Source organism: Treponema bryantii NK4A124 (genome assembly GCF_000421345.1).
Classification (GTDB): Bacteria; Spirochaetota; Spirochaetia; order Treponematales; family Treponemataceae; genus Treponema_D; species Treponema_D bryantii_B.
Map to the genome: position 1 here is coordinate 34584 of NZ_ATWV01000002.1, position 13846 is coordinate 48429.

The 13846-nt window shown below is 41.9% G+C and carries 10 protein-coding genes; 8 read left to right on the top strand and 2 right to left on the bottom strand.

The genetic code is table 11. From position 1 onward, the window contains the following. Positions 1 to 34: 34 nt before the first annotated feature. The 3 genes from ndk to ffh are packed head-to-tail and all read left to right on the top strand — an operon-like array spanning position 35 to position 3062. A complete protein-coding gene (gene ndk, locus G626_RS0101835; protein ID WP_027726925.1) occupies positions 35 to 478 on the top strand; it encodes a nucleoside-diphosphate kinase in 444 nt (147 codons plus the stop codon). A 25-nt stretch (positions 479 to 503) separates the two neighbouring features. Then, positions 504 to 1553, top strand: coding sequence for an NAD(P)H-dependent glycerol-3-phosphate dehydrogenase (locus tag G626_RS0101840; RefSeq protein WP_022931088.1), 1050 nt, complete (start codon positions 504 to 506; stop codon positions 1551 to 1553). Positions 1554 to 1592: 39 nt separating this feature from the next. Further along, positions 1593 to 3062 (top strand): signal recognition particle protein, encoded by a 1470-nt coding sequence (gene ffh / locus G626_RS15025; RefSeq protein WP_022931089.1) that lies wholly within the window; start codon positions 1593 to 1595, stop codon positions 3060 to 3062. Here ffh and G626_RS0101850 read toward each other — a convergent pair. Further along, on the bottom strand, positions 3059 to 3778 hold the full coding sequence (locus G626_RS0101850) for an early set domain-containing protein (protein ID WP_022931090.1): 720 nt from the start codon (positions 3776 to 3778) through the stop codon (positions 3059 to 3061). The two genes, ffh and G626_RS0101850, sit on opposite strands and share 4 nt — an antisense overlap. Before the next feature lie 449 nt (positions 3779 to 4227). On the opposite strand from G626_RS0101850, the gene flcA reads away from it, so the two are divergent. Together flcA and G626_RS15030 are read left to right on the top strand one after the other, a co-directional pair. Further along, positions 4228 to 8025 (top strand): periplasmic flagellar collar protein FlcA, encoded by a 3798-nt coding sequence (flcA, locus tag G626_RS0101855; protein WP_022931091.1) that lies wholly within the window; start codon positions 4228 to 4230, stop codon positions 8023 to 8025. Between the two features lie 3 nt (positions 8026 to 8028). Further along, positions 8029 to 8685 carry a diacylglycerol/polyprenol kinase family protein gene (locus G626_RS15030; RefSeq protein ID WP_022931092.1) on the top strand — a complete coding sequence of 219 codons (657 nt, stop codon included), beginning with the start codon at positions 8029 to 8031 and terminating at the stop codon, positions 8683 to 8685. Here G626_RS15030 and G626_RS0101865 read toward each other — a convergent pair. After that, a complete protein-coding gene (locus G626_RS0101865; RefSeq protein ID WP_156003143.1) occupies positions 8682 to 9497 on the bottom strand; it encodes a hypothetical protein in 816 nt (271 codons plus the stop codon). The two genes, G626_RS15030 and G626_RS0101865, sit on opposite strands and share 4 nt — an antisense overlap. Before the next feature lie 89 nt (positions 9498 to 9586). On the opposite strand from G626_RS0101865, the gene G626_RS0101870 reads away from it, so the two are divergent. From G626_RS0101870 to G626_RS0101880, 3 genes are all read left to right on the top strand, one after another. Then, positions 9587 to 10291, top strand: a complete 705-nt coding sequence (locus tag G626_RS0101870; RefSeq protein ID WP_022931094.1) for a DUF2259 domain-containing protein — start codon at positions 9587 to 9589, stop codon at positions 10289 to 10291. A gap of 125 nt (positions 10292 to 10416) precedes the next feature. After that, positions 10417 to 11550 carry a hypothetical protein gene (locus G626_RS0101875; protein ID WP_022931095.1) on the top strand — a complete coding sequence of 378 codons (1134 nt, stop codon included), beginning with the start codon at positions 10417 to 10419 and terminating at the stop codon, positions 11548 to 11550. A gap of 31 nt (positions 11551 to 11581) precedes the next feature. Continuing rightward, entirely contained in the window at positions 11582 to 13846 is a 2265-nt protein-coding gene (locus G626_RS0101880) for a U32 family peptidase (RefSeq protein ID WP_022931096.1), read from the top strand.

Sequence of the window (13846 nt, forward strand, 5' to 3'; positions counted from 1 at the left end):
AAAGACTTCCTACTTCCTATATAATAATAAAATTATGAGTAGATGTTTTACAATGTTAAAGCCAGGTGTAGTTAATCGCCGCCTGGTAGGCGAAGTTATTGAGCGCCTCGAAAAAAAAGGTTTTAAACTTGTTGGTATGAAGATGATGCATGTAACTCCTGAACTTGCAGGAAAACACTATGCAGAACATGATGGTAAACCATTTTATAATGACCTCGTAGACTATGTTACTTCTGGTCCTGTAATTGCAATGGTATGGCAGGCTGATGACTGTGTAACTCTTATGCGCAAAGTTGTTGGTGCTACAAAGCCTACAGAAGCAGTTCCTGGAACAATCCGTGGAGATTATTGTATCCACACAGACAGAAATATTATCCACGCTTCTGACAGTGACGAAAGTGCTGAGCGCGAAATCAACCTCTGGTTTAAGCCTGAAGAGCTTTATGACTGGAAGGATTGTGAGGACGGATGGTTTTAATTTCCATCTGTTGAGGGGATAAATCATGTCTGAAAAAACAGTAGGCGTTATTGGTGGTGGTGCCTGGGGAACTGGACTTGCTCAGGCTCTTGCACGCGGTGGACATAAGGTTCAGATCTGGGCTTTGGAAGATGAAGTTGTTAATTCAATCAATAACGAACATGAGAATAAGAAATTTCTTCCAGGTTATATACTAAGTGAAAAAATTACCTGCTCAAAGGATATTATTGAAGTTGCAACTGGAAAAGAATTTCTGATTATTGCATCTCCATCTCTTTATCTTGCTTCTACACTTAAAAAGATTATTGATGTTCCGAACATTGCGGACGGTTCTACTGTTATTACAGCCATAACTAAGGGCTTTGTTCCTTCTGATAAGGGACCAAAATTGATTCTTGAAACTATGGAATCAATTTTGCCTGAAGTTTATAAGGACTGCACTGTTTATGTTGCAGGTCCTAGTCATGCCGAAGAAGTTGCAATGGGTAAGCTTACTGGTCTTGTTGCAGCTTCTTTGAATCCTAAAAACTCTATCCGCGTACGCGAGCTTTTGCGTGTGCCAGGTCTGATGGTATTCTCAAGCTTTGATGTTGTAGGTGTTCAGATCTGTGCCGCTGCTAAAAACGTTATTGCCTGTGTTTATGGTGCACTCGACGCAATTGCCGAAGATTCAACTGTATTTGGTGATAACGCAGAAAGCCTTCTTCTCGCTGCCGGTCTTAATGAAATCCAGACAATTGGTTTTGCTATGGGTGCAACTCATGCTGAAACCTTTACTTCAATTTCCGGAGTAGGTGACCTCGACGTTACCTGTAAATCTAAATATGGACGCAACCGCCGCTTTGGTCAGGATTTAATCAAAACTGATATGCTTTCAAAATTCAAGGATATTGACGATTTAATTGCTAACGTTTCAAAAATCGGATATCTTCCGGAAGGTGCAATTGCCTGCAAATATGTTCACGAAATTGCAGAGAAAAAGGATTTGAAGCTTCCACTTTGCGACGGACTTTATAAAATCTTAAATAAAGAAACAACTATAGAAAACACTTTGTATCAGTTGATGCACCTTTAATAGATTCCGAAACAAGTTCGGAATGACACCGGGGTAAACATGTTAGAAAAAATTACAAGTACCTTCAGTGGCATTGTAAAAACACTGAGCGGTAAATCAACAATCACCGAGAAAAATATTGAAGACGCCGTTGAAGAAATCAAAATGGCTCTTCTCGAGGCCGACGTAAACCTTCGCGTTGTACGCCGCTTTGTTAATTCTACTATAGAAGAAGCTAAGGGTGAAAAGGTTCTTAAGTCTGTAGACCCGGGCCAGCAGTTTACAAAAATCATCTACGACAAGATGGTTTCGATGCTGGGAGATACCAAGGTTGATTTACACCTTAAAGGTCCAGATACTCAGTCTGTGATTTTGATGCTTGGTCTTCAGGGTGCCGGTAAAACTACTGCGGCCCACAAGCTTGCCGCCCGCCTCAAGAAGGAGGGTAGAAAACCGCTTCTTGCTGCCTGTGACCTTGTACGTCCGGCTGCCGTAGAACAGCTCAGCCAGCTGGGTGAGAAAATCGGTGTTCCTGTTTACAAAGAAGATTCTAAAAATGCCGTTCGTAATGCTGAGGATTCTATCAGCTTTGCCCGCAAGAACGGCTACGATACAATCATCATAGATACTGCCGGTCGTCTTCAGATTGATGAAGAGATGATGGCAGAGCTTGTAAAAATCAAAAAGGCAACCGGTCCTGTTGAAGTGCTGCTCGTTGCCGATGCAATGACCGGTCAGAATGCAGTTGATATTGCCAAGACTTTTGATGAACAGCTTGGCCTTACCGGTGTTATCCTTACAAAGTTTGACTCAGATGCCCGCGGTGGTGCGGCTCTTTCTCTTAAAACAATCACAGGAAAGCCAATTCTCTTTATCGGTACCGGTGAAAAAACGGAAGACTTTGAAGTTTTCCATCCTGAACGAATTGCCAGCCGTATTCTTGGTATGGGTGATGTTGTTTCTCTTGTTGAAAAAGCCCAGGAGACAATGGACGCCGAAGCCGCCCTCAAAATGCAGAAAAAGCTTCAGAGAAACGAGTTTACCCTGCAGGACTATCTTGAGCAGTTCCAGCAGGTTAAGAAGATGGGCAATATGCAGTCTATCATCGACATGATTCCTGGAATGAGCGGAATGGATGCTTCTCAGATGGATTTTTCAAGCCTGAAAAAGAACGAAGCAATTATTCAGAGTATGACATATAAAGAGCGCCTTAATCACTTGATTATCGGTCCTAGCCGCCGCAAGAGAATTGCAAAGGGTAGTGGAACATCAGTTGCGGACGTAAACAAGCTTTTGAAGCAGTTTGAAAAGACTAAGCTTATGATGAAGAAGGTTAGCCGAAACCGCGGAATGCAGGGCCGTATGATGAATCAGCTGGGACTTGATCCTTCTATGATGGGTGGCATGGGCGGTGCAGCTGGTCTTGGTGGTGCTCCAGGAGCCGGCGGACTTCCTGGCGGCTTAGATCCAAGTGCCCTCAAAGGCATGGACATGAAAAAGCTGATGGAAATGGCTAAGAAGTTCCGCTAACGTACCGTCAATACACTGGCACTTCGGCCGTCGTTTGTGTAAATCTTCTGAGGATTTGTGTTGTCGAGAACCGGTGTAAGTCCAATATAATAATTGTAATAGTATTTTCCGGCCGGGAGGGGCAGCTCAAGCTCATAAAGTCCCGGCGAAGTTTCTACCATTTCGTAAATCCATGGGTCCCAGTTTGTAAAGGTTCCTGCAAGATTTATTTTCTGGCCGGATTCTCCCTTGTAAATAAAGTGGGCATAATCGTTGCGCGGAGATTCTGTATAAACATTTATGCTTCCAAGATTATCCAGCTTTGAAAAATAGAGATTTACATTCTGGTCGTATTCTTTGTTAGGATTTAAAGGATCCGTTGTCCATAAGCCGTCAAAAACAAGACGGTAACGCAGCTCTGTGAACTTATGCTCCCGTTTGTAAACGTAAAACATATGCTTACGGCTTACTTTTTCTTCATCATCCTTCTGGGTAAGAATCTGGAAGGGGTGAATAACCTTGTATTCTTCAAAATCAAAAGCAATACCAACAAAACGGTGCCTTGTATCCGCAGTGAAAATAATATAATCGTCGGTAACTATAGGAGCCCCCGGCTTGTCAATCCCATGCAAAAGTGTATCAAGCTCAAAATTCTGATAGTTAGTCTGTTCTGCGGCAAAGAGCGGTGCCCCCAAAAGCCCCACACCCGCAATCAAGAGTAAAATAAGCTTTTTCATACTTTGATTATCGGACTTCTGTTTCGAGAGTTTAGTGAAAGTAAATACAAGTATAATATACTTGTCGGGTATGTAATAATGACTTAAGAAAAAAAACTATGATTATAATTTAATATGCGAGAACGGAGATGTATGATTTAATGGACGGGAGCAGAGGCAGAAGCGAAACGCACTCTTGAAGTTTTTGGCGCTTAGCCATAAAAAGAATCCGAGGATTTTCGCTTGCGAAAACCGCAGGATTCTAACCCAAAAAACTGAAAGCCGCGCGGTTTCGCTTATGCCGCCGCGGTAGTCCATTAAATCATAAGATTCGCAGTGGAAGCATATTAAATTATAAGATCTCTTATATTATATATATTTCTCTTAAGTCATTATTAAAATCATCCGTTCATATAATAAGTATATTATACTTGTAATTTACAAGGGTTGTGGGGTAAAATTAAAGTAGTATGCCAGGATTAAGTCAGCTTAAAAAATTCAGCAGCGATCTTCTCTCGCTCGGTGATGAAACAAATCTCCGTGCGGCACGAGGAGAAAAGCCTGTAAAAGTAGAAATTCCAAAAGAAATTGAAGATAAAAACGACTCAGAAGACTTTGTTCTTGGTATGCCTCAGATTGAGGCCGAGGTTGAAGATAACTCAGCCGAAGAAGACCTTTCTGATTTAACTGCCCTTGTTAATCCTGGAGCCGCTGAGAAAAAAGACGGCGGCGAAGCAGAGCCTGCCCCAAGCTTTGAAGCTCCAGATATGTCTGCTCTTTTGAATCCGGTTGCTCCTCCTGCAGATGATGATGCCGGAATGCCGGATCTTTCAATGTTTGATGAACCGGAAGAAGAGCCTGAAGAAATCGTTGAAGAAGAACCGGAAGAAGTTTCAATTGCCGATATGGGCCTTGATGCCCTTCTTGCTGGCGGTGGTTTTGATGAACCTCAGAAAGAAGAGGAAGAAGAAACTGAGGAAGCTTCAGATGCAGATATTGATTTAGACGATTTTGAAGATATTCCTGATTTAGATGATATCGGTTCAGAGCCTGCTGCGCCAGAAGCAGCTTCAGACTCTATCGATGATATAGAGCCACTTGATGAAGCGGAACCTTTAGACGAACCTTCTCCTTTAGAAGAAGCTGCTCCTTTAGATGAACCTGCAGCAATGGACGATCTTCCGTCATTAGATGACATGGCTTCTTTAGATGAGCCTGCGCCTTTGGATGATGCAGACGCACTTGAAGAACCTGCTCCTTTAGACGATTTTGCGGCTCCGGAGGATGCAGCTCCTTTGGATGACTTTGCCGTCCCTGGTGATGCAGCACCTCTGGATGACTTTACAGCTCCAGGTGACGCAGCTCCTTTAGACGACTTTGATTTTGACATACCTGCAGATACAGGCACCGATACTGCTTCTGCAGAAACTCTTGAAGATTTAGGCAACCTTGATTTTGATGCACCTGAGGCAGCTGAAGTTCCAGAGACCACAGAGGCTCCTGAGTCTACAGAGTCTACAGAGTCTACAGAGTCTACAGATGCAGCCCTCGATGATTTTGATTCTTTACCTCCAGATAATTTTGATGAAGATGAGCCTGAAAGTGCGATTCCTTCTGAAACTGAAGCTCCTGCCGAAAGCGAAGATGTGGCTGAAACCGAAGATGCAGCAGAAGCATTTGAAGCTGCCGAACCAGCTGCTGAATCAACTGGTGACTCATTCGGACTTGAAGAATTAGGTAATTTAGATTTTGATGCACCGGATGCTGCAGCAGATTTTTCAAATGCAGAAGCAGCTCCTGCAGCCGACGCTGAATCATCAGAAGAAGACGGCGGAATTCCAGCCGGTCTTTTTGATGCCGGTGATGTAGAAACTCCTGAAACTCCAGAGTTCTCTGCAGAAGATGAAATTCCTGATTTTGATGATACAGCCGGACTGGATGATATTGGTGGAAGTGACGATGCCGGCGGAGAAGAAGGCGATGAAAATGCACCTCTTGAGGTATTTGATACTTCTGAGATGGAGGGCATGGACTTTGGCATTCAGGATACAGACTCGCAGTTGAGTGGTGGCGGAGACGGAGACTTTGAATTCGGCTCACACGACGACTTTGCAATGGAAGGTGAGTTTGAGATTCCGGGCTTCTCAGACGTTACAACTGCAAAAGAAGAAAAATCAGCAAAACCAAAGCTTGCCACAGGAAAAGATAAAAAAGCCAAAGGAAAGGGTAAGAAGGCAAAAGAACTTGATGAGCCGGACTTTAGCGCTGCAGCAGAATCAGAAGAACTGCCTCCAAATACACTTTCTGATGAGCAGTATAAAATCTTCCTTGCTAATCTTGCAGAATATCCGCTGAACGTACGACTTGCTTTTGAAGACTTTATTGTTCAGGATGAATTTACAGATGACGCTGAATTTGAAATCATAGAAAAAATCCTCAACAAAGCACCTGCCCGCCAGGTTGCCGGTATGCTGGAAAAGATGCTCGATACATCTATTCCAATTCCTCGCGACTTTGAACACAGAACTGCGGCAGAATACGAGGCTTATAAAAAGTCTCTTTCATATCAGCTTAGAAATAAAATCATTCCAGGTGTTCTGCTTGGACTTCTGCTTACAATTGTTGGCTGGGGACTTGTTAAATTTACGGACTACTGCATTTACAGACCACTTAAAGCTAATTCCCTCTATAAACAGGGCTACGCTTTACTGCAGGCAGATGAATATCCTCAGGCAGAAATGCGCTTTGAAGAAGCAGTTAAAAAGCGCATAAATAAAAAATGGTTCTTCAGATATGCCCGTGGCTATCGTGAACATAAACAATATCAGCGGGCTGGAAAAATGTACCAGAATATTCTGCGCTACTTTAAGCACGATAAGATGGCTGGTCTTGAGTATGCAGATATGGAGCTTAATGATCTTGCAAATTATGAACGCGCAGAAGAAATAGTCCGCCGTGAGATACTTGATTATCATATAAATGACGCAGATGGAATCCTCAAACTTGGAGATGTATTCCTGGAGTGGGGTACAGAAAAAGATCCGTCTAAGCTTGAGCTTGCCCGTGAACAGTACGCAACACTTATTCAGCTTTACAAACCTACAGATCTTTATCTGTCCAGAATGATGCGTTACTTTATCCGTACAGACAATTTACGCGAAGTAATTCAGATGCAGAAAACCTTTGAGCCTCGCGAAAAATCTCTCAGTTCAGAAGACTGGGCCGAACTCAGCGGTTATCTGCTGGATAAATATTATGGTGCTCTGGCTCCATCAGAAGAATATCTGCGCTACGAAATTGAAGGTCTTCGCGGACTGCTTTTACGTGCTGTTAAGACTAATCCTGATAATCCTATTGCTCAGTATAATCTTGCCAAGTACTTCCTCAAGACAAATGAAACTTCTTCAATTGAAGCAACTCTTCAGCGTGCTATTGAAAAGTTTAATACTGTTCCTTCTATGAAGAAGCGTGATCTTTACAAGTATATTGATTCTTACCGCCTGCTTGGTGAACATTATATTGAAACAACAGATTACCTCCAGGCTCAGGAACAGTTTGCAGAAGGTATTTCTCTCTTTACTACAGAACGCGACAATGCCGGCTTCCAGGGAACTCCTGCGATTGGTAAGCTTTATGAGGATATGGGAGATATCAAGTATTCAATTTCCGGAGACTATGATGATGCTCTCTTTAATTACAAATATTCGGTAGAACTCGAAAACGACAGTCCTTCAATCCGCTACCGCATCGGCTACATCCAGTATAAGAAAAAGAATTATATGGAAGCTCTTGGTGCCTTTATGAAGTCTGGTGATGGAAATATTAAGGAACGAAATCTTATGCTGGCAATGGGTAACACTCTCTTCCTTCGTGGTGATGAATATGCAGCTCAAGGCTATTATGATCAGCTGATTGATGAACTTGACGATAAGATTGCAGAAAATGGTCTTGTGCTTCCACAGGCAAATGTAAAGGATTATGACCTGATTAATACATATCTTTATGCTTCGAATAACTACGGTGTAACTTTGTATAAGCTTGCAAAGCGTACTGGTAACTCTGCCCTTAATGCTCAGGCTATGGTTCAGTTGAGCCAGTCTGTTCGTGCCTGGGATGCTCTTACCCGTAATCAGGAAACTATGATGAGACTTGAAGGCAGCAATCTTGCAGAACAGAATATCAAATATATTACACATCCTATTCCAGAGTTTGAGCCTTCTATTTATACTGATATTTCTAAAACTCTGCTCGACAATGAGCGTTTATAAAATATGGAAGAAAAAAGTATGCCTGGCCAGAGAAATCCGGTTTACGGAATTGTTCAAAGACAGCGACTCAATGCGATTTTTAAGGAACTTTTTCGTAAATCAATTCATATATGTTCAAGCTTTATTCCTTTTTTCCTCAAGCTTGCTTATTGGCCAGTAATCGGTCTTCTTGTTTTTGCCCTTATTATTTATTCTGTCAGTGAAATTCTTCGTTCAAAAAATATTGAGATTCCCCTGATTTCTAAGGTTACTGAAATTGCTGCCCGTAAACGTGATGAGAACCGCTTTGTACTGGGGCCTGTTACTCTTGTCTGCGGAATTATTGCGGCAGCCCTTCTTTTACCATTGGATTGTGCAAGAGTAGGTATTTTTGCTCTTGCTTTTGGAGATGGACTTGCAAGCCTTATGGGCAAGTTGTTTGGTAAAATTACAATTCCGGGTGCTCATGGTAAAACTGCAGCCGGAAGTCTTACCTGTTTTTTTGCGGTTTTCATTACAACCTTCTGCTGCTGCCAGAACACTTTAATTTCTCTGATAGTTGCTTTATGCGCAATGTTTATAGAAATTCTTCCGCTTGCAGATTTTGATAATCTTATTATTCCGCCGGCAATCGGATTGTTATTTTCCCTTTTGTCAGCAGGCACACTTGTAAGCGGCTAGTCAATCCAGAGATAGTGCTTGTGAACCTCATTCAGATAAAGGTAAGAACCTGTTCCAAGTAAAAGAGTTCCTGCAAAAAGTGTCAGAATATTGAAGTTGAAGAAAATCAGAGAATAACCAAAACAAAGAAGTATAAAGCCGATAGTCATTGTCTGACGGTAATCATTTTTATTGTTTGTGCGGAAAAGCGAGATAGCACTCATTGAACAGGTTAGAAAACAAAAGCTTCTGATAGCCTTTTCATATCCATAGGAAATACAGAAATTGGGCATGATTACAGAGGTGTTCAAAGGAATCATTTCAGCGAAGAACATAGAAATAATAACAATTATGATGCTGTTTCTGTCGGTGTTCTGTTTGAAATCTTCTGTGCTTAAAACTGTTGTGCCCATAAGTGCAAGAGGGGCAAGCAGACGGGCAAAGAGATGAAGGTTGCCTACTTTCAGAAGAAAAAGAGAAAAACTTCCGGAAAGGTGGAAAGCAGGAACTAAAAGTCTTGATGTATCGCAAAGACAGGCAAAGAGAAAGAGCAGAAAGAAAACAATATCCGGGGCCTGTGTCTTTTCAAAACTATGATAAATAATCATTGTACTAATGCAGATGTAAATTAAAAGAATGAAAATGCCTGCATAAACACAAAGAGGATGATATTTGAGCAGAAACTTCTGTGAAAGATTGCGGCTGTAAACTTCTGGTAAAACGATTCCGCCGGAAAAGAACTGATAAAGTGTAAAGAAGGTGCCCAGCATCAGGCAGGAAATTGCAATTATAAAGAAGATAAGCGTCATTCTGTTTCTGAATCTGATTGTCATAATTTAAAGATACAGTGAAGACAAATAATAGTAAAGAGTTTATTTTTTCTTCCGAAAATTTAATAGAGAAATCTTGGGAGGATTCGAAAATGAAAAAGACTCTTGTTTGCACTCTTGTAATGGTTCTTGGACTTTCTGCTCTTTGTGCGGGCGATGTTGCAACCTTTGTAGATAAAGGTTTTTCGGAGGACGGAAAATATTACGTGTTTGGTCAGTATGGTAAGACCGACAAAAAATTCCAGGGCTGGGCAGAGCTTTACCAGGTAGATATTGCCGCTAACGATTATACAGATAACGGAGTTTTCAAAACAAAGCCTTCTGCAGTAACTGCCGGCAAAAACGGCCGCGATGTTTTTGAAGCGCTTGAAGGAAAAAGCTTTTATTATTTCAAGGATTTAAAGTGTGAAACAGCAAATATGGATCACGTTCTTTATATTCTTGATGATGTAAATAAAACCGGAACTGATGAAATTGTTTTCAAGGATTTTAGAAGTGCAGATCTGGAAAATGCTGATCTTTATAACATCAGACTTTATCCAACTGTAAATGGAAGCGGAAAAAATGCCCGTTCTTCTTTCTACATCATGCTGGAAAAGAAAAATGCTGAAGGCGAAATTATCATGAGCCGCAAAATTGGAAATCCTGATATCAGCCGTAAGGGCGTAACAAATTATAAGATTGAAAGAATCTTCTGTGATAAATCTGAAAAGAATCTCATTTTCGTAATTGAAAAGATGATGGAAGATGATACAGGAACTTCAATCAGATATATGATTGAAGCTGCAAAATTCTAAAAAAATATTTGTAAAAACTTCCTGAAATGAACAAGTAAGGTCTATATTATATATAGATAATATAAATGAACTTATGAAACACGGCTTTTGAAGGCCGTGTTTTTTTTATTTCTCTGGAGGCTTTTATGAAAAAAAATAATAAAAATATTCATGGCGGCGGAGCCCTGATTTTGCTTGTTCAGACTTTTCTGCTTACAGCCATAACTCTTTTTTGTGTAATTCCTTTTTCCTGCAGGGTTTCAGAAGAAGGAATTATTTTTGTCGGCGGAGATTATAATTCTCCGGTTCTGGAAGATGTAAATGTGCTGGATGAAAAAACTGTGCAGATTACCTTTTCTGAAAAAGTAAAATTACGAAATTATACGGTTTCACAAGTTATTAAGGAAATATCTGATTCGTCTGAACATTCGGAAACAATTGAATTATCACCGGCCTTAAAAGCTGCAAGCGGGGCTTACGGTAAAGTAGAAGCAGACTGTTCGCTTTCTGAAGATGGCTGTGTATTAACATATAGTGTCGCAGACAGATATGAGGTTGGTAAAGCCTATGAAATATTCAGCACTGTAGAAGACCGGGCGGGGAACTCTCTTACCTTTTGTGTTCCTTTTTGCGGCTACAATGCCTGTATTCCAAAACTTATAATGACCGAGCTTCTTGTAAAGCATGATAAAAATACTTCTAAAAATGAGTTTATAGAAATACTTGCCCTGACTTCCGGGAATCTTGCAGGGCTCGAACTTGTGAGCGGTTCTGACGGCGAAAAGAAAAAGTTTGTAATGCCGCCGGTGGAAGTAGAGACAGGCGAGATTCTTCTTATTCATCTTCGCAGCCTTGGTGAGGGCTGTCTGACCGAAACTGATAATCTTGATGAAGCAACAGCTGCTTATGCACAGCCTGGTATTCGTGATATATGGGCAGAGAATGAAGGTTCTGCATTGAGTGATACAAGTGATGTAATCATATTACGGAAGGGAACTGAAGGAGAAATTCTGGATGCCTTTATGTATAACGACAAAAAGGCTGAAGACTGGAAGAAACCGAAGCCTTATGCAGAAAAAGTTTATGAGTCAGGTATTTACGATTCTGTGGCTGTAGAGCAGGCCTTTCCAAGCAGCGGGGCTTCGTCAACAAAATCATTTCAAAGAACGAATGCGGCAGACCTGAGAGCTGCTGCGCTGAATGGCGTTATCGAAGAGTATCCTGTAAAGTATGATGATGAAAACTGGGCTTTACTGAAAGCGACGGCGGGAACGCTTTAATAAAGCGTAATTTTATGATACATTTTCCCCTATGGTAGAATTATTAGCTCCTGCGGGAAATATTGAATCGCTCGACGCCGCTATTGGCGAAGGCGCGGATGCTGTTTATCTTGGTTTGCGCAGTTTTAATGCGCGAATGCGAACAACAAACTTTGCATGGAATCAGTTTGAGGCAGCAGTTGAAAGCCTTCATAAAAAGCAGAAGAAGGTTTATGTAACTGTAAACACTGTCTGCGAAGAGCGCGAAACAGAACGTCTTTATCGTTTTCTCTCTTATCTGAACGAAGTAGGGCCGGATGGTCTTATTGTGCAGGACTATGCTGTTATGCGTATGGCTCAGGAATTCTTCCCGAATCTTGAGCTTCATGCTTCTACCCAGATGAATGTAGAAAGCAGCAATGCTGTTCGTCTTTTGCAGGGCTGCGGTGTTAAGCGCATGGTGCTTGCCCGCGAGCTTGGTCTTGAAGAAATCAAAAAGGTAAAAGCAGAAACTGGTGCTGAACTCGAAGTTTTTGTTCATGGAGCCTTGTGTGTAAGTGAAAGCGGTCTTTGTTTATTCTCAAGCTTCCTTGGAGGTAAATCTGCTAACCGCGGTATGTGTACTCAGGCCTGCCGTCGTTTCTATACTGCAGAGGTTCCAGGTGGAGTTCGCCAGGGCTACTATTTTTCTCCTTGTGACCTTGAACTCATCGAAAAGATTCCGGATTTAATTGAAGCCGGTGTAGATTCCTTTAAAATTGAAGGCCGCATGAAGAGTGCCGAGTATGTAGGAAGCGTAGTTTCTGCCTACCGTTATGTCATTGATCATTACAAAGAAGATAAAAAAGGCGCAATCGCTGCCGGTAAACGTATGCTTGCTTCAGATTTTGCCCGAAGTAAAACTTCTTACTGGTATGGCTTTAAGTCTCTTGAAGATGGTGTAAATAATGCCGCTTCTGCAATTTTGAATCCGGACCAGGCTGGTGGAACAGGTATTTACCTTGGAAAGATTTCTGCAACAAAAGCGGCTCCTAAAGAACTGGTTGCTGCAATTACTGAAAATATGAGCGATGACGTACCGCCAGAACAGCGTCATATTCAGATGGCCCTGCTCAAGGGTGGTTCCTACGATCCTGACCCGGGTGACTCAATCCGTCTGCATAAAAAAGACGATACAGGACGCGTAAGTCATAAGGTGCATTCTGTAGAAGTTGAAGATAATGGAGACCGCTGGCTTGATATTCCGGGCGGCTTTAATACCGGAGACGAAGTATATCTTCTTCAGATTAAAGCAGGTTCTAAACGCTACAACCGTGTACTTCCAAACGACCTTGGCCGTTTCAGAAAACAGCCTAAGGATGAACGTCTCCCTATTCTCGACCTTACTCCTGTTGCTAATAAGGAACTCGTATATTTCCCTGAAGGAATCTATGCACAGGTTTCTTCTGTACAGGACATTTTTGCAGTTCAGGGACTCAAGCCTGTTCGTGTAATTCTTGAATACAACAGCGAAACTTCTTACGACCTGCTTAACCACAAAACTGTTCTGCCTTTCTCTAAAAAGCAGACTTATATTTCGCTTGATCCATTCTGTTCTGCTGCCCAGGAAGACAAACTCAAGGAAGAACTGGACCGCCTTATTGCAGACGGATATTTAAATTTTGTTGCAAATAACATTGCCCACCTGCAGATGCTTAAGGGCTGCAAGGTAAACATTATTGCGGGACCTTATCTCTATACCTTTAACCGCTGGGCTGTGAGCTGGCTGGAAAATCAGAACGTTGGTGCCTTTATTATGCCTTATGAAAATTCAAGACGTAATCTTGAGGCAACCTTTGAGCAGAATGTGCGTGAGCGTGTACTCGTACCTGTATTTGCATATCCGGCACTTTTCCGCATGCGCTTTAAGCTTCCATCTGACTACGACTTTACTTATTTTGAAGACAAGGAAGATTCTGTGTTCAAAGTGAACTCTACTGCCGATGGCTCTTTTGTTATGCCGGAAGAACCTTTTGCAATTACCGACAAAACAGATTTCATTACTTCATCGGGTTTTAAACGTCTCCTTGTAGATTTCTCCAAAACAAAGGTATCACGCAGTCAGATAAAAGCTATTACAACCTCCATGATTAAGGGACAGCCGCTCCCTGGCGTTTCCCGCTTTAACTGGAAGGACGGATTCTATTCTCCTCAGCAGATGGAAGAATACCGCCTTTCCAACGAAAGAGCAGCAGAACGCAAGGCAGCAGCCGGCCGTAAGTCTCCACGCGGTGGTTTCGACAAGCTCAACCACCGTGGTGGACGCAAGCGCCGTTAG

Bases quoted from the DNA above. Each gene is read 5' to 3' on its own strand.
- ndk (WP_027726925.1), top strand. From the start codon at position 35: ATGAGTAGATGTTTTACAATGTTAAAGCCAGGTGTAGTTAATCGCCGC.
- G626_RS0101840 (WP_022931088.1), top strand. From the start codon at position 504: ATGTCTGAAAAAACAGTAGGCGTTATTGGTGGTGGTGCCTGGGGAACT.
- ffh (WP_022931089.1), top strand. From the start codon at position 1,593: ATGTTAGAAAAAATTACAAGTACCTTCAGTGGCATTGTAAAAACACTG.
- G626_RS0101850 (WP_022931090.1), bottom strand. From the start codon at position 3,778: ATGAAAAAGCTTATTTTACTCTTGATTGCGGGTGTGGGGCTTTTGGGG.
- flcA (WP_022931091.1), top strand. From the start codon at position 4,228: ATGCCAGGATTAAGTCAGCTTAAAAAATTCAGCAGCGATCTTCTCTCG.
- G626_RS15030 (WP_022931092.1), top strand. From the start codon at position 8,029: ATGGAAGAAAAAAGTATGCCTGGCCAGAGAAATCCGGTTTACGGAATT.
- G626_RS0101865 (WP_156003143.1), bottom strand. From the start codon at position 9,497: ATGACAATCAGATTCAGAAACAGAATGACGCTTATCTTCTTTATAATT.
- G626_RS0101870 (WP_022931094.1), top strand. From the start codon at position 9,587: ATGAAAAAGACTCTTGTTTGCACTCTTGTAATGGTTCTTGGACTTTCT.
- G626_RS0101875 (WP_022931095.1), top strand. From the start codon at position 10,417: ATGAAAAAAAATAATAAAAATATTCATGGCGGCGGAGCCCTGATTTTG.
- G626_RS0101880 (WP_022931096.1), top strand. From the start codon at position 11,582: ATGGTAGAATTATTAGCTCCTGCGGGAAATATTGAATCGCTCGACGCC.